16 protein-coding genes are annotated in these 19,129 nt (G+C 64.7%); 10 read left to right on the forward strand and 6 right to left on the reverse strand.

All coding sequences use genetic code 11. From position 1 onward, the window contains the following. Positions 1-73: 73 nt before the first annotated feature. The 3 genes from ACE04A_RS17130 to ACE04A_RS17140 form a co-directional block, all read right to left on the reverse strand. On the reverse strand, positions 74-1,111 hold the full coding sequence (locus ACE04A_RS17130) for a porin (protein WP_448718825.1): 1,038 nt from the start codon (positions 1,109-1,111) through the stop codon (positions 74-76). Positions 1,112-1,472: 361 nt separating this feature from the next. Then, positions 1,473-3,005 (reverse strand): sensor domain-containing diguanylate cyclase, encoded by a 1,533-nt coding sequence (locus ACE04A_RS17135; RefSeq protein WP_259247481.1) that lies wholly within the window; start codon positions 3,003-3,005, stop codon positions 1,473-1,475. A 144-nt stretch (positions 3,006-3,149) separates the two neighbouring features. Further along, a complete protein-coding gene (locus ACE04A_RS17140; RefSeq protein WP_448718826.1) occupies positions 3,150-4,229 on the reverse strand; it encodes a site-specific integrase in 1,080 nt (359 codons plus the stop codon). A gap of 241 nt (positions 4,230-4,470) precedes the next feature. Between ACE04A_RS17140 and ACE04A_RS17145 the strand changes: the two genes are divergently transcribed. The 6 genes from ACE04A_RS17145 (at position 4,471) to ACE04A_RS17170 (ending at position 10,707) form a co-directional block, all read left to right on the forward strand. Further along, entirely contained in the window at positions 4,471-5,517 is a 1,047-nt protein-coding gene (locus ACE04A_RS17145) for a DNA-binding protein (RefSeq protein WP_448718827.1), read from the forward strand. Positions 5,518-5,667: 150 nt separating this feature from the next. Then, the gene (gene ydiK, locus ACE04A_RS17150) at positions 5,668-6,861 is read left to right on the forward strand and encodes an AI-2E family transporter YdiK (protein WP_448718828.1); all 1,194 of its coding nucleotides are present in this window, start codon (positions 5,668-5,670) and stop codon (positions 6,859-6,861) included. A gap of 146 nt (positions 6,862-7,007) precedes the next feature. Beyond that, a complete protein-coding gene (locus ACE04A_RS17155) occupies positions 7,008-7,733 on the forward strand; it encodes an RNA pseudouridine synthase (protein WP_279996236.1) in 726 nt (241 codons plus the stop codon). A gap of 17 nt (positions 7,734-7,750) precedes the next feature. Then, a complete protein-coding gene (locus ACE04A_RS17160) occupies positions 7,751-8,905 on the forward strand; it encodes a S66 peptidase family protein (RefSeq protein ID WP_485820334.1) in 1,155 nt (384 codons plus the stop codon). Between the two features lie 137 nt (positions 8,906-9,042). Further along, positions 9,043-9,387, forward strand: a complete 345-nt coding sequence (locus ACE04A_RS17165; RefSeq protein WP_259247475.1) for a helix-turn-helix transcriptional regulator — start codon at positions 9,043-9,045, stop codon at positions 9,385-9,387. Between the two features lie 12 nt (positions 9,388-9,399). Further along, positions 9,400-10,707, forward strand: a complete 1,308-nt coding sequence (locus tag ACE04A_RS17170) for a type II toxin-antitoxin system HipA family toxin (protein WP_448718831.1) — start codon at positions 9,400-9,402, stop codon at positions 10,705-10,707. Position 10,708: 1 nt separating this feature from the next. Here ACE04A_RS17170 and ACE04A_RS17175 read toward each other — a convergent pair whose 3' ends face one another. The 3 genes from ACE04A_RS17175 to ACE04A_RS17185 all read right to left on the reverse strand — a co-directional run bounded on the left by ACE04A_RS17175 (position 10,709) and on the right by ACE04A_RS17185 (position 13,485). Then, positions 10,709-11,173 (reverse strand): Rrf2 family transcriptional regulator, encoded by a 465-nt coding sequence (locus ACE04A_RS17175; protein WP_279996239.1) that lies wholly within the window; start codon positions 11,171-11,173, stop codon positions 10,709-10,711. Between the two features lie 95 nt (positions 11,174-11,268). Then, positions 11,269-12,159, reverse strand: coding sequence for an SAM-dependent methyltransferase (locus ACE04A_RS17180; protein ID WP_448718832.1), 891 nt, complete (start codon positions 12,157-12,159; stop codon positions 11,269-11,271). Positions 12,160-12,189: 30 nt separating this feature from the next. Continuing rightward, positions 12,190-13,485, reverse strand: coding sequence for an APC family permease (locus ACE04A_RS17185; protein ID WP_448719077.1), 1,296 nt, complete (start codon positions 13,483-13,485; stop codon positions 12,190-12,192). A 409-nt stretch (positions 13,486-13,894) separates the two neighbouring features. Here ACE04A_RS17185 and ku point away from each other — a divergent pair, with 409 nt between their 5' ends. The 4 genes from ku to ACE04A_RS17205 are packed head-to-tail and all read left to right on the forward strand — an operon-like array spanning position 13,895 to position 19,128. Next, entirely contained in the window at positions 13,895-14,860 is a 966-nt protein-coding gene (gene ku, locus ACE04A_RS17190; protein ID WP_448718833.1) for a non-homologous end joining protein Ku, read from the forward strand. Position 14,861: 1 nt separating this feature from the next. Then, complete coding sequence (gene ligD, locus ACE04A_RS17195) at positions 14,862-17,450, forward strand: DNA ligase D (RefSeq protein ID WP_448718834.1); 2,589 nt, start codon at positions 14,862-14,864, stop codon at positions 17,448-17,450. Next, on the forward strand, positions 17,447-18,547 hold the full coding sequence (locus tag ACE04A_RS17200) for an acyl-CoA dehydrogenase family protein (protein WP_448718835.1): 1,101 nt from the start codon (positions 17,447-17,449) through the stop codon (positions 18,545-18,547). Before ligD ends, ACE04A_RS17200 begins: the two co-directional genes overlap by 4 nt. After that, positions 18,535-19,128 carry a class I SAM-dependent methyltransferase gene (locus ACE04A_RS17205; RefSeq protein ID WP_448718836.1) on the forward strand — a complete coding sequence of 198 codons (594 nt, stop codon included), beginning with the start codon at positions 18,535-18,537 and terminating at the stop codon, positions 19,126-19,128. The genes ACE04A_RS17200 and ACE04A_RS17205 overlap by 13 nt, the downstream gene beginning before the upstream one ends. Position 19,129 lies beyond the last annotated feature (1 nt).

Genomic DNA, 19,129 nt, shown 5'->3' on the forward strand with positions numbered 1-19,129 from the left:
GGGCAAGCCGCCCCGGGGCCGCAATGGCAGCCGGGGCGGAGTGGCTTAGAGGAGGTGCTTCAAAAGTATTGCCTCAGAAGTGGTGGCGCATGCCCACCACGGATTGCAGCGTGTGCGATTGGCGGTGGTCTACGCGGTCAAGCAGCGCGTAGAGGTTGGTGCGCTTGGACAAGTCGTATTCATAGCCCAGGCCCCATCCCTTGATGTGCGAACTGGTGGCGCGCTGGTAGGCGGCCAGCACCTTGCTGTTGCCACTGAGCGGCACGCTGACGCCGCCCACATACGAATTCACGCGCCTGACGCCGGCCGAGGGCCCTACGTTGGGATTGCGCAAGTTGCCATAGCCCGCGTGCAGTTTCATCCATTCGAAGTCATAGGATGCCGCCAGTTGCACGTTGCTGGAGTTGAGCTTGCCCGGCACGCTGGCGTTTGGATTCAGGCGTTCGTAGGTGAGCGCGGTGGAGATCGGCCCGGCGCGGTAGCGCAGGCCGGCCGTCCATACACGGTCGTGGTTGGCGGTGGCGAATTGATCGTTGTCTTGGGCCTCGAAGCTATAACCCAGCCCCGCCTGCCATCCGTTCCAGACCGGCGTGCGATAGATAAACGCATTGTTGACGCGGCCGCCATGGCCAAAGTCGCCGTCGTTGTAGCCCGACGTGACGGAGGCGGACGCGCCGTCCCACGAGGTGCCGAAGGGTGACGAGATACCGCCCCAGCTATCGCTCAGCACCTGCTGGCGCCCGGCCCGCAATTCACCAAAGTCGCCCACCAGCCCAAGATAGGCCCAGCGCCCGAACAGCCGGCCCTGGCCTTGCTTGCCGTTTTGCGGGTGAAAGCCGCTTTCCAGACGGAACACCACGCTGTAGCCGCTACCCAGATCTTCGACACCGCGCAAGCCCCAACGAGAGCCCGACATCGTGCCATCGCGCAACCCCACCTGCGAGCGGGAGGACTCTTCCGCGTTGTGGTGGCGCCGTTCAAAGCCCAGCCCCATGTCGATGACGCCATACAGCGTGACGCTGGTGGTGGCGGTGGCGGCGTGAACGGCGCTGCCGGACAAGGCGGCCAAAGCGATGGCCAGCGCACCGCGCTTGATGCTTGCTGCTTTCATGAGTACCCCATGTGATGGTTGTGTTGCGTTGGACAAAAGGGTCCCCGGCGGCCTGCCAGAAGGCGGGTCGCAAAAGACGTGGAAACGACGATTGAGTCGACGTGTGGGTCGACGAGTGAAGCGGCTGGTGGAGCGATGCGTTGCAGAAGAGCTGCGTAAGAGCTGTGCACGAGCGACGTACAAGCTACCTACGAACTGCGTACGGAATGCACACGTACTGCGAAAGGGTGGGCAGCCCCGTCAGCGATTAATAATTAACATCGCAATCACCATGGCGCATTATGGTGAGAGTCGCTGCGGAAGCAAATAAGAGGACTACGAATGTGAGTGATAGGGGTGGTGCGGCAACGGCCCGATCGGGCTATGCGTGGCCGTGCACCACGACACGATTGCGCCCTTGTGCCTTTGCGGCATACAGGGCCGCGTCGGCCGCCTGAAAGACCTGATCCACCTCGGCGCCACAGGACGGCCACTGCGCCACGCCGGCCGACACGGTGATGCCGGGCACCCCATGTAGCGGCCGGTCAGCCGTGTGCAGGCGCAATCGCTCGGCAACGCGGGCGGCTTCCTTCATGCCGACATTGGGCAGAAGCATCAGGAATTCTTCGCCACCGCTGCGGCAAAGCACGTCAGACGGCCGTGAACATTCCTGCATCAGCTTGGCCATGCCGCGAATTACCTCGTCGCCCTTCGGATGCCCGTGCGTGTCATTCACGCGCTTGAAGTGGTCAATATCCAGCGCCACCACCGCAAACGGCGTGCCCCCGGTTTGCCATTGCTCTACGGCATCCTGCGTGCCGCGTCGGTTGCGCAGCCCCGTCAATGGGTCGGTCATGCTGGCCTGGTTGAGCTTGCCGATCTTGTCTTGCAAGCTGGAAATGCTGTTCATCACCGCGCGCTTCAAGCGTTCGGCTTCGAAGTACCAGGCCTTGACCGACTGCACCCGTTGCATGGCGACGGCCACATCCTGGTGCTCAACGTTGGTGGCCAATTGCGACAGGGGCAGGGAAATCATGCGGGCGCACCACCAGATGGCCAGCAGAAACGCCAGCGCCAGCGGCGCCGCGTAGCCGATCAGCGCCCAGATCAATTCGTGGATCGGCTCCAAGGTCACTTCCGCCGGCCGTTGCGCGATGATGCCCCAGCCGCTTAGCGGCTCGACCGCGTAGCCCGCCAGCATGTCCACGCCCTGGGTATTCACCACGCGCTGCGCGCCCGATTCGCCCCGGGTAACCGCCGCCACCACCGGATTGCGGTTGACGTCTTCGCCGATGCGGTCGGCTTGTATGTGATAGATCATCTGGCCGTCGCGGTCGACCACATACAGGTAAGAGCCATCCTGATAATGGTGCTTGCCCAGCAGCTCCTGCAGCGCACTGTTGTGGCTGCGCAAATAGATGGTGCCGGCGATATAGCCCAGGTAGCGCCCGTCGTTCGAGTAGATCGGATGCGACAGGTTGATGAGCATGTTGCCCGCCATCGACACATACGGCTTGCTGATCAACGGTTTACGGGCCTGCAATGCCGCGCGGCTTCCCGGGCTGTCCACCCGCGCACCCACGAAACTGCTGAAGGTTTGCGAGGTGGCCAGGATGATGCCATCCGCGCTGATCACGCCCACCGAATTGAAATCGTTCGCCTGTTCCCGCAAGCGCGCCACTTCGCCCGCCAGCACGTCGGGCGCGTCGACCTGGCTCGCCAGGTGGCGGGCGCTGTACGCCAGTTGCTGTTGGGCCGACTTCAGGAAATAGGTGGTGCTTTCCGCCAGCTTGGCCGCGTACACGCGATTGGATTCCAGCGTATTGGCGATGAGCTGGTCACGTTGCACCAGGTAGCTGGCGTAGAGCGCGTTGGCCGTGGCGGCGATGGCGCTAAGGACGGTAAGTGCAAGCACAAGCCCGCGTAGGTTGATTCGCATACAGGATCAGGACGGGACTCGGGGCGGACTCAGGACGGGCTTAGGGCGATCAGGCTATCGGATAGGGATGCGGCGTAGTCGGCATCGCGACGCGAGATTAACGGCAAACGCCGCGCTTATCTATAGGGCTTGAGGGTCCGGGTCGTCCAGCAGGCGGGCGGCCGGCGACTGCGCGGCCGCGCCGGCGCGGAAGTAGCCCATGACCGTGGCCACGCTGGCGTGTCCGGTCATGGCCATGGTGTCGCCCAAGGGCACGTTCTGCCGGCCGGCCTCGGTGACAAAGCCCGAACGCAGGCTGTGGGCCGAAAATTCACCTTCCAGCCCCGCCAATTTGCAGCGTTCAAGCACGATGGCGCGCACGGCGGCGGCGGCCAGCGGTTCGCCCACCACATCACCGCGCCGCACGCGGCGAAAGATCGGGCCCTGGCGGATGCCGCTGGCCGCAAGCCAGGCCTCCAGCGCCTGGGCCGCCGACCCCACGATGGGCTTTTGGTCGCCGGGCCGCTGGGCGCCCGCCTGATTCGTCTTGGATTGGGTCAGCGTGTACAGAAAGCCTTCGGCCGTGCGACGGGTGTTTTCAAGCGTGGCGCACACCACCTCGGAACGGCGGCGGCCACCGCTGGCCCAGGCGAACAGCAGCAACGCGCGGTCGCGGATGCCGCGCAGCGAGCCGTCACAGGTGGCCAACATGGCTTGCAAGGGCTCGCGGGTCAGCGCTTCTTTTTTGGCAGGCGCCATGCCGCGCCGGGCGTAGGCGCGGCGTGTCTTGGCCAGCAGTTCGCGCACGGGTGCGGCGCGGCAGGGGTTGGGGTAGCCGTGCAGCTCATGCGCCTTGGACAGGACCGACAAGCGTTGCAGCAGCGTATTCAGACTGGGCGGCCCCAAGCGGCCCTTGGCCTTCAGGCGGACCAGTTCCTGGTCCAGCGCCAGCGGAAGTTCCCATTTCAACCCTTGATCAGACGCGCGCTGCGCATGGTCGACCACGAACTGGATGACGGCGGCTTCTGGCAAGGGCAGGGCAAAGCGCTGGCCGTAGCGCAGCTCGAACCAGGCGGTCCAGTAGCGGATGGCCGCGCGGTAGCTGGCCGCCGTGTTGGCGGAACTGCCTTCGCGCATCAGGCCGCGCACCGCAGCGTCCGCCTGCTTGTCCAGGGTGTTGGGGTCCAGAAGGGGCAGCGAAGCCAGCAATGTCAGCGGCATCAGGGCAGGGCCTTGGTTGGGGAACGTAGAAGGGATGTCAGCACGAGATGAAAGCGGGTGTTTTGGGGCGGCGCCACCGAAAACGGCCACTGGATGCATCCTAATGCCTATTTCATACATATTATTATGTATGCTGTATGATATCTAACACATATAAAAATTAAATCACGATAAGGTTCCATTATCGTGACTAATTCTGGATTTTATCCAGCGTTCATATGCCTTCTAGAGGAAACCGGCGATGGCCACGGGAATTACCGAAAACGACGTCTGGACCGCCGCTGACACCCTGCTGCTGGAAGGCGCACGACCCACTATTGAACGGGTACGGCAGAAGATTGGGCGCGGGTCGCCCAACACGGTCAGCCCGCACCTGGAAACGTGGTTTCGGGCTTTAGGCGCGCGCATCAAGGATCCGGGCGCGTTCGCCGCGCCGCCCGCCATACCAGACCCGGTCACCCAGGCCGCTACGCACTTTTGGGAGGCGGCGCTGGCCGAGGCCCGCGCCCAGCAAGCAGAGGGCTACCGGCAGCGCTGGGAAGAACTGGCGGAAGAGGGCGAACGGTTGGCCGCGCAAGCCGAGCAGCTTCAGCAGCGGGAAATCCAATTGGAGAGCCGGGCACAGGATCTGCAGGAAGGCTTGCGGGTCGCCACGGCGCAATTGGCCGCCACCGAAGAGCGCCTGCAAGCGGCGGAGCGGCAACTGCGTCAGCGCGACGACCAACTGAAGCAAAGCCGGGGGCAGCTGGAAGACGCGCAAAGCGCCGTGCAAACCCTGCTGACCGAAGCCGAAAAAATGCGCGGCCTGCACGCGCAAGCCGTGGAAGCACTGGAAGCGCGCCACGCCGCTCACGAAAGGCGCTGGCTGAACGGACTGGACGCCGAACGCGGCGCGGCCAAAAAGCTGCAAACGCGGCTGGATGAGGCACACGCGGCCAGCCAGAAGCAGATCAACCAGCACCAGGCCGCGCTGGCCCAGGCGCTGGACGCCAAGCGCGAAGCCGATGCCGCAACGCAAGCCGCGCACGCGGGCAGCATTGCGGCCCAGGCCCGGCACGAGGCCGCGCAAGCGGCCTTGCAAGAGGCGCTGGCGTCGGCTCAAGGCGCGTTGGCGGCCGCGCGCGGAAACGAACAAGCACTGTTGGCTCGCCTGGCCGCTGCTGACACACAGTCGTCCACGTTGCTGGCGCAGTTGCAGCAAAAGGACGAGCAGCTGGCCGCGCTGACACGGCATTTGATGGCCGCGACCCAGGCCGCCACGCAAAGCCCTTCGCCCGCCGCACCCTAGTCGCACACGCTCCGGCGCATTGCAGTGGCCAGGATGGTCCCGGGCGGTTGTGGTTTCCCTATAAGTCCCAGCAAATTTCGTATAAATTTCGAATTGATCGCATCCACGACACCCAGACGGGCAACCGCCCCTCGGTTGCGGTGCGCCATCATGCAGGGCGCCTTGCCTTGCCGGGAGCAACGCGTGAACCCACGAACCACGGTTGATCTGGCCCGCATTCTGCTTCTGGTCGTCATTCTTTCCGCGCTGATGGTCGGCAGCCTGTACGTGCTGCGCCCCTTTCTGCCCGGGCTGATCTGGGCAACGACCATTGTGGTGGCGACCTGGCCCGTGATGCGGGCCGTGCAGCGGCGCTGCGGCGGGCGCCGCTGGGCCGCCACCAGCATCATGTTGCTGATTCTGCTGTTTGTGATTGTCTTGCCGCTGTATCAGGTGATCTCGACCCTGGCGCTGCATAGCGGCGCCATCATGGCGGCGGTCAAGAGCCTGCCTGACTACACCTTGCTGGCGCCACCGCGCTGGATCAGCAGCATTCCCGTTGCCGGCCCGCGCGTGGCCGAGGAATGGCAGACGCTGTCGGATGCGGGCGCGGGCGGCCTGCTGGCGCGGCTGGAACCCTACCTGACCATGGCCGCCCGTTGGCTGCTGAGCCACGCCGCCATCGTGGGCGTGTTCGTCATGCACATGCTGATCACCATCATCATCTCGGGCATTCTGTACAGCCAGGGCGATGCGGCGGCCGACTTCGTAAAACGGTTTTCAAACCGGCTGGCGGGTGAACGCGGCGTGGCCGCCGTCCGCTTGGCGGGCGCCGCCGTGCGCGCCGTGGCGCTGGGCATCGTGGTGACGGCGGTGGTGCAGTCCGCGTTGGGCGGTTTGGGCTTGTGGATTGCGGGGGTGCCGGCCGCCGGTATCCTGACGGCCTTGATGGTGATGCTGTGCCTGGCGCAACTGGGCCCGTTCCTGCCGATGCTCGGGGGCGTGATCTGGCTGTTTCAGAACGACATGAAGGTGGCAGCCATTGTGCTGCTGGTGTGGGCGCTGGTGGTGGCCACGCTGGACAACCTGCTGCGCCCCATATTGATCAAGCGCGGGGTGAATCTGTCGCTGCTGCTGATTCTGTCGGGCGTGCTGGGCGGCTTGGTCGCCTTCGGTATCGTCGGCCTGTTCATCGGCCCGGTGATTCTGGCCGTGACGTCGACCTTGCTGAAAGCCTGGATCGCCGAGGTGCCGCCGCCCGCGACGACGGCGGAAATATCCGACGCGTCTATCGACGCGCCGATTGAGTCCACCCTTGACACGCCGATCGCCGCACCGCCGGGCTCCACCGTTGAAAAGGCGTAACATCTGCCTGATACCGCGGGCGCACAGCCCGCCTTTTTTTGCAGCACCCCAACACTACCCATGACGATGCACCCGCTTGCGCTGGCAAACAGCGCGCCCGAATTCCAATTTGTCCCGGCAACGCCCGTCGTGCAGGCGGAGGCCCAATGAGCGACAGCGCACGCCTTGCCAAACGACTGGCCGCGGATCTCTCTTGCTCGCGCGGCGATGCCGAACGCTATATAGAAGGCGGTTGGGTCGCCGTGGACGGCAAGACCGTGGAAGAACCCGGCGCCCGGGTCGCCCCCGGCCAGACCGTTGCGCTGCTGCCCGGCGCCAAGCTGGAAGACATCAAGCCCGTGACGGTGCTGGTGCACAAGCCCGAAGGCACCTATGCCGACAACGAACCGGGATCGGCGCTGGACTTGATCATTCCCAAGAACCTGATGCCCGGCGACCGGTCCGGTCGGCGCTATCTGAAGCGCATGTTCAACGGCCTGAAACTCGTCACCCCGCTTGAGCGTGCCGCCAGCGGCCTGGTCGTGTATACGCAAGAGTTCGCCATTTCGCGCAAGCTGATGGAAGAGGGCAAGCTGGTTGAGCAAGAGTACGTGGCGCAGGTCACGGGCAAACTCAGCGACGGCGATTTGGCGCGCCTGCAACGCGGCATGTCCTTTGAGGGTCGCGCCGCCACCCCCATGAAGGTCAGTTGGCAGAACGAAACCCATCTTCGGTTTGCCCTGAAGACGCCGCCGCTGGGTTTCATTGAATACGTGTGCGACACCGCGGGCTTGCAGCTCCAGGCCTTGCGCCGCATCCGCATCGGGCGGCTGCCCATGGCGGGCCTGGCCGTGGGCCAATGGCGTTACCGGCTGGACTACGAGCGGTTCTAAGCATCCAACGCCGAACCATGCCCCCCCAGCCTGCCAAACTCGCCTTGCCTGTCCCGACCCATCGCAGAAGCTTCCTGAAACAGGGCGGGGCGCTGTGCCTGTCCGCGTTGGTGCTGGGCGGTTGCGCCAGCCGCGCACCGGGCGGCCGCTCTGCCACGCCATCTGGCACGGCTTCCGGCCGTTCCCAAAAACCCACGCCGCCCCCGCCCCCCCACGGCATCGGGGCCACGCCGGTACCCGCTCTACGGCCCGGCGCAAGAATCGCGATTGTGGCGCCGGCCTCGGCTGCGCTTAACGCCAGCGACGAGGCGGCGGAATGGTTGGAAGCCCGGGGCTACGTCGCCCAGGTCATGCCCGCCAGCCGCACCCGCATGAGCCCCCCCTATGACTACCTGGCCGGCAGCGACGCCGATCGGCTGGCCGATCTGCACGCCGCCTTCGCCGACCCCGAGGTGGGTGCGGTGTGGTGCCTGCAAGGCGGCTTCGGATCGTGGCGCTTGCTGGATCAACTGGATGTCGGGCTATTGCGCCGGCACCCCAAACCCTTCATCGGGTATAGCGACATTACGGCCCTGCACCTGGCCATGCAGCGGCATGTGGGGTTTGTGACCTTTCACGGGCCGATGCTGGCGCAAGACCTGTTGGCCGGCAAGCGCGAACCCACTGAATCCAGCGTGCTGGCGATGGTCAGCGGCCAGATGGGGGCGGGCTCCTGGATTGCGCCCCCGCTAGACGCCCTGGCCACTGAATTGGTGTCGGGCGTGGCCAGCGGCCGGCTGGTGGGTGGCAACCTGGCGCTGATCGCCGCCTTGACCGGCACGCGCAACGACATCGACACGCGCGACGCCATCCTGTTCATTGAAGATGTGAACGAAGCCATTCCCCGCGTGGACCGCCTGTTGGGCCAACTGGCGGCTGCCGGCAAGTTCGACAGCGTGCGCGGCTTGCTGGTGGGCAACTTCACCCGCCTGCGCGGCCAGATGGACGACGCCGAGGCGCAAGGCCTGCTGTATCCGCTGATACTCGATCAGTTCCGAGCGCGCGGCATTCCGATATTGGCGGGCTGGCCCAGCGGCCACGGCGACCCGAATTTGACGCTGCCGCTGGGCGCGCAGGTCACGCTGGATACCGCGCGGGGCGGGTTGCGGCTGGATCAGGCGGTGGTGGTTTGAGCGCTATTTGTGGAATGGCGTTTTTGAATTATTAATAGATCATAGATTTAATTAATGAACTATTAATGAGTCACAGATAAAAAACACCATGATCTATTAATCGTGCATTTCCACGTTGTCGGATCTATTATTGCGGCATGAAAAAGAAGATAGAGCCCAGTTTTGACGCCGCCGAAGCGCTGGTCCGGCTGGGCGCCAATCTACGCACGGCACGCTTGCGCCGCGCCGAATCCGAAAGCGTGCTGGCCAGCCGCATGGGTGTTTCGCGCGCCACCATCGCGCGGCTGGAGCGAGGCGACGGCGGCGTATCGCTGGCCTTGGCGATCGAGGCCTTGCTGCAATACGGCTATGCCGACCAGGTGTTTGCGCTGGGCGACCCCGAACAAGACGGCGTGGGCAAGCGGCTGGATGCCTTGCGCCGGCCCAGCCGAGGCAGCAGCGCCGCCTTGCATGCGCACCGCGCTGACCCTTCCAAGCTCTAGGCCAGGGTCGGCATGGCGCGCGCTCGCAAGCACAAATCCGTTGAAAGCGAACTGTTCGTCTACGTGGACATCCGCGGCGAAGCGGTCTTGGCCGGCGTGCTGACGCTGGATGATTCCGACGAAACCCGCTTCTTCGCCGAATTCACCTACGTGCAGTCCTATGTGCGCGACCCACGCGCCTTCGCGCTGGACCCGCTGAACCTGCCGCTGATCGACGCCACCACCACGTTTCGCACCGAAAGCCGCTACGAAACGCTGGGCGCTATCTTTGACGCGGCGCCCGACGCCTGGGGGCGCAACGTCATGCGGGTGGACAAGGCGGGCGCGCGCGTCACGGAAGACGAAGTGCTGCTGCGCGGTCGGGGCATGGGCGTGGGCGCGCTGTTTTTCAGCGCGCGCCTGCTGACGCCGAACATGCGCAAGACCTATCGGCTGCCCGAAGTCAGCCAACTGGAATCCTTGGCTGACCTGTTGACCGACATCGACCAGGGCGTGAAGCCCAAAGGGCTGTATCGCGACATCCTGGGCAGTTCGTGGGATATCGGCGGCGCGCGCCCCAAGACCATCGTGCGCGACGAGCAGGGCGAAATGTGGATTGCCAAGTTTCCCCGCAAGGGCGATTCCTATGACCGGCAGCGGGTTGAATTCGCCAACCTGCGGATGGCGCGCGCCATCGGGCTGACCGTGCCCGATATCCGGCTGACCGAAACCCATTTGGGCGCGGTGCTGCTGACCCACCGCTTTGACCGCGAGCTGCTGCCGGTGCCCGAAGGCGCGGCGCCGGTGGTGGCGCGTCGCCATTTTCTAAGCGGCGCATCGTTGATCAGCCCCTCGGTACAGATCGGCAAACGCGACCTGGACGGTCCTCAGGGCAAGGCCACGTATTCCTATGCGCGCCTGGCCGACGTCACGCGCCGCATTTCGTCGAACCCGGTGCAGGACCTGAAAGAGCTTTACGCGCGCATGATCCTGAACGTGGCCGTCCATAACACCGACGACCACCTGAAGAACGTGGGATTCCTGAAGGACGAGGGCGCCCATACCTATCGGCTGGCGCCGCTGTTCGACGTGGTGACGCAGGAAGGCTCCGCCCGCCATTACCTGCATATCGGCACGGCCGGGCGCGACAGCACATTTGAGAATTGCCTGTCGGAATACCGGCGTTTTGGGTTGCGGTCAGAGGCGGCCGCGCGCTCGATCGTGGATGCGGTGCGCAGTGTCGTGGCGCGGCGCCAGCGGTATTACGCGGCTGCCGGCATGGGGCAGGACGAGATCGCCTTGGTGGAATCGACGTTGGCGGCGTGGCGGCGGGCAGCTTGAGTCAATGCTCGTGCACCGCGCCCAGATCAATCCGGCGTCCCTGTTTGACCATGGCTTCGTGGAAATCCTTGCTCAACGCCGCCAGGGTCACGCCGCCAAAACGCGCCATCAACAAGGCTTCGGCGTCTTCAAAAGCGCCATCCAGCGCCTTGTTCACGGCGGCCTCTACCAGGCAACCGGGCGATTCGCTTCGGTTGCCCATGGCGAAAATTTCCGGTGAACCCAGCGCTTCGTAGATGTCGCGCAGGGTCACGGCGTTGAAATCGCAAGAGAGGGTCCAGCCGCCGCCATGGCCTTTTTCAGAGCTGACCAATTGCTGGTCGCGCAAGCCCGCCATGATGCGGCGGATGACGACCGGGTTGGTCTGCATGACCCGGCCCAGGTCTTCGGACGTCATGGGGCCGGGTGCTTCGGCCATATGAAGCAGAACGTGAAGCACGCCGGAAAGTTTGCTGTCTCTTCTCATGCAACGCATGCTATTGCATGAGAAGCGGCCCGGTCAAACCTGAACGACCCGGGCGCTATTCCCAGCATTGACTCCGGCAGACACCCCGCCGATCGCTACACCCGCTTCCCTGTCCACTTGCCCTTGCCGTCGGCGGTGCCGCTCATGGTCTTGCCATTGACTTCGCCCATGTAGCGCACGCCGTTGGCGGTGAACGCGATGGCGGTGCCGTTCATGCGCGCATCCGTGATGTCGGCCGACCCGAACTTGCCGGACAGCATCTGATACTGCTGTGTGAGTTGCAGCGTCTGGCCGTCCACTTCCCATTTGCCTTCCACCTTGGCGGGCACGATCCACAGCAGCGCGGTGCAATAGGTGGAGCAGTCCTTGGTGACGGTTTCGGACGCATCCGGTTCCCAGTCACCCATGCGGAACGTGTTGGACACCACCCGCGTGCCGGGCTTCAACTGCAACAGGGTGGGGCGCAGCTTTTCGTTGATGGTGGACAAGAGGAACATGGTGATCACGTCCGCCTTGGACAGGTCCGTCTTGAACAAGTCCGCCGCCACGAAGGTGGCGCGGTCGGCCACGCCCGCGCTCTGGGCGTTGCGGCGCGACAGCTCCACCAGGTCCGGGTTGTATTCAATGCCTTGCGCCGTCAGCCCGCGTTGCGCGGCGGTGATCACGGTGCGGCCATCGCCCGAGCCCAGGTCCATCAGCCGGTCCTGCGGGGTCACCTTGGCCATGTCCAGCATCTTGTCCACCAGCGTTTGCGGCGTGGGTACCCAGATCACGTCCTTGCCGGCCTGGCCGACGTCTGGCTTGTAGTCGTCCTTGGCGGCGCTTGGGGCTGCCGACCCAGCGGGCTTTGCCGCGGGCTGCGCCATGGCGACGGCGGTGAATGCCAGCGATAGCGCCATGGCGGTGGCGACAGCGATGAATCGGGCCCGTGGCAGGCCGCCACTTTTCACGCGGCGGGAGTCTAGAGGCTGAGTCGAGGCTTGCATGATGGCTCCTTGTGGGTCGAACAATAAAAGTCAGTCGGGCAATCGGGCGGGTTTCAGCAATCGCAGCATCGGCACGCCGGCCGCCAGCACCGCCAGCCCGATCAACGCGCCGGCCCCCGCATAGACGGCGCTGGAATAGACCAGGCCCGCGCAGGTCAGGCCGAGGAACAGCGGCGGCAGGGGGTAGAACGGCACGCGAAACGGCCTGGGGCGGTCGGGATCCAACTGGCGCAAGCGCCAGACGGACGCCGCCACCAGCAGCATGAAAATCCAGAAAACCGGCGCGGTGTAGGCCACCAGCGTCTGCACGCTGTTCTGGCTGAACGCGCCCAACCCCACCAGCGCCAGTGTGATGAGCCCCTGGGCCAGCAAGGCGGCCACCGGTGTTTCATTGCGTGCGCTCCAGCCCGACAGGGCGCGCAGCTTGGGCACGTCGCGCCCCAGCGCGTAGTAGACGCGGGCGCCGGTAATGATGGTGCCGTTGATGGTGCTTAGCGCCGTGGCGCAGACGGTCAGGCTGAGCAATGCCGCCGCATAGGGGCCGGCCGCCAATTGCATGACGTCGGCGCCCAACGCGGGGGTGTCGCGCAAGCCTTGCAGGCCAAATAGTTCCAGCAAGGCCAGGTTCGTCAGCAGATAGGCGCCGGTCACCACCGCCGTGCCGATCAGCAGTACCCGGCTCATGTTGCGTCCGGGCTCGCGCAGTTCGCCGCTGAGGTACGCGGCTTCGTTCCACCCGCCGTAGGTCAGCAGCACGAACACCATGCCCATGCCCATCAGCCCGGCCGGGTTGCCGGTAAGCGGGGTGGGAGCCACCGGAGCCAGCCCGTTGCCGCCCGTGCCCGACAGGCTGGCCACCAGCACCGCCCCCAGGGCCAGCAGCGTCAAGATCGTGAAGACCCATTGCAGCCGCTTGGAATGGCGCGTGCCCACCACGTTCAGCGCCGTCAATGCCACCACTGAAATCGCCGCATGCACGGCTGGCCCGTAGGTGCCCAGCGGCATCAGGCGTTGCGCGTAGTCACCATAGATGTACGCCACCACCGCAATGGCGCCGGTCTGGATCACCGTGCAGCGTGCCCAGGCAAACAACAAGCCCACGCGCGGGCCCCACGCACGGGTCAGGTACAGGTATTCGCCCCCCGCGCCGGGGTAGGCCGAGCCCAATTCCGCGTAGCACAGCGCGCCCACCAACATGACGAAGCCGCCCGCGCACCACAGCGCGATATACATGGCCTCGGACGCGGCGTGTTGGGCAACCAGGGGGGGAAAGCCGAAGATGCCGATGCCGATCACCACGCCGACCAGCACCACGGTGGCGTCCATGACTGACAGGCCGGCTGGCGCGGTCTCTTCCGAGGTTTGAGGAAAACGGGTCGGTGGCGCGGCGGCGCGCGTGCGTGACGGCATCATCGGTACTCTCGGAAAGGGGAGATAGGCCACGAGCGGGCCCGCCTGACATGCAACTGAACGAATTGCGACCGACTCTCAATTGAAAAAGTTTCTTCGGGTTTTCCCTTTGCACATCAAGATGGGTGTTCGGCAGTGCGGATATTGAAGGTAGAAATTACTTTCTAAATAATCGATAACTACTTGATATATATATCTAATCGGCCGTCGTTAAAGCAAAATAGTTAAAGTGCTTTCTTAACTATGAATTCGCATTCTTTGACGACGCCCCATTCCAGCGGGAACACAATTTGCTGAACTCAGCACCGACTGAGAGGAGCGGATCATGGCAACAAGAACCATCTGGAAGGGGGCGATTTCGTTTGGCCTCGTCCATATACCGGTCGGCCTGCATACGGCCACCACGGACTCCGGGGTGGACTTCGACTGGCTGGACAAACGCTCGATGGACCCGGTTGGATACAAGCGCATCAACAAGCGCACGGGCAAGGAAATCGACAAAGACAACATCGTCAAAGGCGTGGAATATGAAGACGGCCAGTACGTGATCATTTCCCCGGAAGAGATCGCCGACGCCTATCCCCGCACCACGCAAACCATAGAGATACAACAGTTTGTGGAGGCCGGCGATGTCTCTTTTGTCTACCTTGAACGGCCTTACTACGTGGCGCCCATCAACAAGGGCCAAAAGGTGTACGCCTTGTTGCGCGACACCTTGGCCAAGACTGGCAAGATCGGCATCGCCAAAGTGGTGATCCAGACCAAGCAGCATCTGGCCGCCTTGATTCCGTCGGGCGATGTGCTGGTGCTGAACCTGATGCGCTGGGGCGATGACGTCAAGTCGCTGGAAGGGCTGGATCTGCCCAAAGTCGGCGCCAAGGGCATGGCGCCCAGCGCCAGCGAATTGAAGATGGCCAAGATGCTGGTCGACGACATGTCCGGCAAGTGGGACCCCGAGGAGTTCAAGGACGAATTCAAGGCTGCCGTGATGGACCTGGTGGCTCGCAAGGTGAAGGCCGGCAAGACGGAAACCGTGGTCGAACCGCAGGAAGAAGCGCCCGAATACGCCGACAACGTGATCGACCTGACGGAATTGCTGCAACGTAGCCTAAAGGGGGGCAAGACGGCCAAGCAACAGCCGGCCGCCGCGAAGAAGCGGACGGCCACAAAGACGGCCACAAAGACGGCCACCAACGCGGCCACCAACGCGGCCGCGAAGAAGTCCGCGAAGAGCACCAAGAAGACGACGAAGACCACGAAAACCTCCTCCTCTTCGCGCAAGGCGGCGTGACATGGCCGACAGTCTTAAAACCTACCGGCAAAAGCGCAATTTCAAGGTGACCACCGAACCCGCCGAGGGCGGGCAGGCAAACGAATCCGCGCGCGCTTTCGTCATCCAGAAGCATTGGGCCAGCCGGCTGCACTACGACTTTCGCCTGGAGCTGGACGGCGCCATGAAAAGTTGGGCGGTGCCCAAGGGGCCTAGTTTCGACCCCTCGGTCAAGCGCATGGCCGTACAGGTGGAAGACCACCCCATTGCCTACAACCAGTTCGAAGGCCAGATTCCCGCAGGCCAATACGGGGCGGGCAAAGTCATCATCTGGGACGAAGGGGTCTGGACGCCCGTGGCCGATGCGCGCAAAGGCTATCGCGAGGGCCATCTGAAGTTCGACCTGCAAGGCAAGAAGATGCAGGGCCGGTGGGCGCTGGTGCGCATGAAGGGCAAGGAAGGCGACAAGCAGCCGCCGTGGCTGTTGATCAAGGACCGCGACGCCTATGCACGCCCCGAACGCGAATTCAGCGTGGTGGACGAAATGCCGGACAGCGTGGTGCCGCTGCGCGATGCAAAGGCGGTCGGCAAGACCACGAAGGCCAAGGCCGGTACGAAGTCCGCTACGGCGCCCGCCGCTAAGCCCGATACCAAGCCCAGCGCCACGTCCACCGCAGACCCGTTGCCCGGCCGGCCCGCCGATCTGCCCACCGCATTCAAGCCCCAGCTCGCCACGCTGGTCGACGGCCTGCCGCCGCACGCGGACGACTGGCTGTACGAACTGAAGTTCGACGGCTACCGCCTGCTGGTGCGCATCGAGGGCGACGAGGTCAAGCTGTACACCCGCAACGGCCACGACTGGAGCGCCAAGCTGCCGCATATCGTCCAGGCTTTTGCCAAGCTGCCCGCCAAATGGGCATGGGTGGATGGCGAAGTCGTCGTGCTGAACGAGCAGGGCGTGCCCAACTTCCAGGCGCTGCAAAACGCTTTTGACAACGACCGCACCGGCGACATTGTGTTCTACGCCTTTGACCTGCCGTTCATCGGCTGCCGCGACCTGCGCGAAGAGCCGCTGACCTTGCGCCGCGAACTGCTGGCGCAATTGATGGACACCGCCGACGACGACTTTCTGCGTTTTAGCGAAGCGTTCAAGGAAACGCCGTCGAACCTGGTGGCGTCGGCCTGCAAGATGGGCCTGGAAGGCATCATGGCCAAGCGACAGTCGGCGCCGTATGTGTCGCGGCGCAGCGATAGCTGGCTGAAGATCAAGTGCGCCAAGCGGCAGGAATTCGTGATCGTGGGCTATACCGCCCCGCAAGGTGCGCGCGAAGGCCTGGGCGCCTTGCTGCTTGCCGTGCATGAAGACGACGGCGCCTTGCGCTATGCGGGCAAGGTCGGCACCGGCTTTGACCGCCAGGGGCTGATTGCGCTGCACAAGACGCTGTCCGCCCTCGAAACCGACAAGAAACCCGTCAGCGGCGGGCAGGCGAAAGGGGTGCATTGGGTCAAGCCGGAACTGGTGGCCGAGGTGTCGTTCGGCGAATGGACCAGCGGCGGACACATCCGCCATTCGGTGTTTCGTGGCTTGCGCCAAGACAAGCCGCCCAGCCAGATCACACGAGAGAAGCCGGCGGCGGCGTCTAGGGCGCAGGCCGCCAGCACTGCCAGGCCCCGGGCCAAGTCCCGGGCCGAGCCCACCCCCGCGCCCCAGGCCGCGGCCCCCGCGCGCGCCAAACCTGCGCGGCTGACGCACCCCGAGCGCGTCATCGACCCGTCCACCAAGCTGACCAAGCTGGACCTGGCGCGCTACTACGGCTTGGTTGCACCCTTGATGCTGGAACACCTGAAGGGCCGCCCCGTGTCCTTCCTGCGCGCGCCGTCGGGCATAGACGGGCAGCTTTTCTTCCAGAAGCACCTGGAAGCCGCCATGCCGGGCGTGAAGTCCTTGCCCACGCGCTTGGACCCGGATCATCCTCCTCTGCTGGAAGTGCCCACGGCCGAAGCCATCATGTCTGCCGTGCAGATGAACGTGGTGGAATTCCATACCTGGAATGCCGTGAAAACGGCCATCGCCAAGCCCGACCGCGTGCTGTTCGACCTGGATCCCGGCGAAGGCGTCAAGTGGGCAACGATGCAGCAGGCTGCCCGCCTGGTGCACACCATGCTGGATGAACTGGGCCTGGAATCCTGGCTGAAAACCAGTGGTGGCAAGGGCTTGCATGTGGTCGTGCCGCTGCGCCGTCAATACGATTGGGACACTATCAAGTCCTTTGCGCAGACCGTCGTGGTGCATCTGGCCCGCACCTTGCCGCAGATTTTCGTGGCTAAAAGCGGCCCCAAGAATCGCGTGGGCAAGATCTTTGCCGACTATCTGCGCAATGGCTTTGGCGCAACCACGGTGTCGGCGTGGTCGGCGCGGGCGCGGCCCGGCATGGGCGTGTCGGTGCCGGTGGCGTGGGACGAACTCGACAAACTATCCAGCGGCGCGCACTGGACCATCAGCAATATCCATGAGCGTCTGGACGCGGGCAACACGCCCTGGGACGGCTATGCGCCGCAAGCGGTGGGGCCGGCCATGGATGCGCTGGATTTCAAGCGTGGCAAGTCATGAGCAACCGCCCCGCGATTCTGTTGCCCAGCGCGCCGTTGGCCGCCATTCGCCGCGTGTTGAGCGAATTGGGCTATTGGAGTGATCTGGCCGCGCCGCCCGATGCCGGCATGGCCTTGCGCCACCTGGTGGATGCCGGCTGTGACCACCTGCCGCTGCCGGGTTCCGGCGCCACGCTGGCCCGCTGGCAGGCGTTGGCCCGCGTGGCCGCCGTGGACCTCAGCCTGGTCAAACTGTATGAAGGGCACACGGATGCCTTGGCGATATTTGCGGAACTCGGCCTGACGCCTGACGCGCCTGCGGGCAGCCGCTGGGGCGTGTGGTGCGCCGAGCCTCCCGATTACCGCGTGGCGCTTGTCCCGCAGCCCGACGGCAGCGCCCGTTTGCGCGGCGTGAAGGCATGGTGTTCCGGCGCCGCCACGATCAGCCATGCGCTGGTCAGCGCTTGGGACCCCGCGGGCGAACCCTGTCTGGTGGCGGTGGCCCTGGATCAGCCCGGGGTTACGGTTACAAGCGAAGGTTGGCACGCGGTCGGCATGCGCGGGTCGGCCAGCGTCAACGTGGTGTTCGATGACGCGGTGTGCCGGCAGGTCGGCGCGCCGGGTGCCTACGTGAACCGGCCGGGTTTTCAGCATGGCGGCGCGGGTGTGGCGGCGTGCTGGTACGGCGGGTTGACGCGCATTGCGTCGACGCTGCGGGCGGCGACGCCGGCAGGGACGCCAACCGCACCAAACTCACCAAGCGCACCAAGCGCACCGACGGAAAACCCGCATCGGCTGGCCCATCTGGGCGCCGTCGACGTGGCCATGGCGCAGGCGCGCGCCGTGTTGCGCGACACCGCCGCCCTCATTGACGCGAACCCGGCGGACGCCTGCACGCTGGCTTGCGCCCGCGCGCGGTTGGCTGTCGAGGCTGCCGCCAGCGAGGTGATGACACGGGCAGGGCGGGCGCTGGGCGCCGGGCCGCTGTGCCGCGACGCCGGTTTCGCGCAGGTGATGGCCGATCTGCCCGTTTTCATCCGGCAAAGCCACGCGGAACGCGATCAGGCGGCGCTGGGGCGGCTGGTCCGCAATCAGGAGGAACCGCCGTGGCAGTTGTAGGCGTGGACCACTTCGAAACGCTGTACCGCCGGCACGCCGACCCCTGGCGCGTGGGCACCGCCTGGTACGAACGGCGCAAGCGCGCACTGCTGTTGGCGGCGCTGGGGCGGGAACATTACCGCCATGCCTTCGAGCCGGGCTGCGGCAACGGTGACCTGAGCTTGCCGCTGGCCGCTCGCTGCCAGCGCGTGTGCGCGGTGGATTTCGCCGGCACCGCGCTCAGCCGCTGCCGCGCGCGGCTGGCGGAACAAGGCATCGAACACGTCGACACACTGACGCTGGACCTGCCGCGCGAATGGCCGCCCGTGCCGCATGGCGGGTTTGACCTGATCATCGTGTCGGAGCTGGGGTATTACCTGGACGACACCGCGTTGACGCTGTTCCTGCAAGGCGTGGACCGCTGCCTGGCCAACGATGGCGAACTGGTGGCCTGCCATTTCCGGCCTGACTTTGATGACCGCCTGCAAGCCACCGATGCCTTGCACGATGCGCTAGGTTCGCTGCGCGGGCTCGTACCGATTTTCAAGCACCAGGAAAGCGCTTTTGCGCTGGACGGGTGGCACCGACAACAGGAAAGGTGAG

The sequence above is a fragment of the Achromobacter colocynthidis genome, assembly GCF_057334535.1.

Excerpts from the sequence above, each read along its gene's own strand:
- ACE04A_RS17145 (WP_448718827.1), top strand. The coding sequence starts at position 4,471 with ATGGCCACGGGAATTACCGAAAACGACGTCTGGACCGCCGCTGACACC.
- ydiK (WP_448718828.1), top strand. The coding sequence starts at position 5,668 with ATGCAGGGCGCCTTGCCTTGCCGGGAGCAACGCGTGAACCCACGAACC.
- ACE04A_RS17165 (WP_259247475.1), top strand. The coding sequence starts at position 9,043 with ATGAAAAAGAAGATAGAGCCCAGTTTTGACGCCGCCGAAGCGCTGGTC.
- ACE04A_RS17155 (WP_279996236.1), top strand. The coding sequence starts at position 7,008 with ATGAGCGACAGCGCACGCCTTGCCAAACGACTGGCCGCGGATCTCTCT.
- ACE04A_RS17180 (WP_448718832.1), bottom strand. The coding sequence starts at position 12,159 with ATGCAAGCCTCGACTCAGCCTCTAGACTCCCGCCGCGTGAAAAGTGGC.
- ACE04A_RS17170 (WP_448718831.1), top strand. The coding sequence starts at position 9,400 with ATGGCGCGCGCTCGCAAGCACAAATCCGTTGAAAGCGAACTGTTCGTC.
- ACE04A_RS17200 (WP_448718835.1), top strand. The coding sequence starts at position 17,447 with ATGAGCAACCGCCCCGCGATTCTGTTGCCCAGCGCGCCGTTGGCCGCC.
- ACE04A_RS17175 (WP_279996239.1), bottom strand. The coding sequence starts at position 11,173 with ATGAGAAGAGACAGCAAACTTTCCGGCGTGCTTCACGTTCTGCTTCAT.
- ligD (WP_448718834.1), top strand. The coding sequence starts at position 14,862 with ATGGCCGACAGTCTTAAAACCTACCGGCAAAAGCGCAATTTCAAGGTG.
- ACE04A_RS17130 (WP_448718825.1), bottom strand. The coding sequence starts at position 1,111 with ATGAAAGCAGCAAGCATCAAGCGCGGTGCGCTGGCCATCGCTTTGGCC.
- ACE04A_RS17185 (WP_448719077.1), bottom strand. The coding sequence starts at position 13,485 with ATGGACGCCACCGTGGTGCTGGTCGGCGTGGTGATCGGCATCGGCATC.
- ACE04A_RS17140 (WP_448718826.1), bottom strand. The coding sequence starts at position 4,229 with ATGCCGCTGACATTGCTGGCTTCGCTGCCCCTTCTGGACCCCAACACC.
- ku (WP_448718833.1), top strand. The coding sequence starts at position 13,895 with ATGGCAACAAGAACCATCTGGAAGGGGGCGATTTCGTTTGGCCTCGTC.
- ACE04A_RS17160 (WP_485820334.1), top strand. The coding sequence starts at position 7,751 with ATGCCCCCCCAGCCTGCCAAACTCGCCTTGCCTGTCCCGACCCATCGC.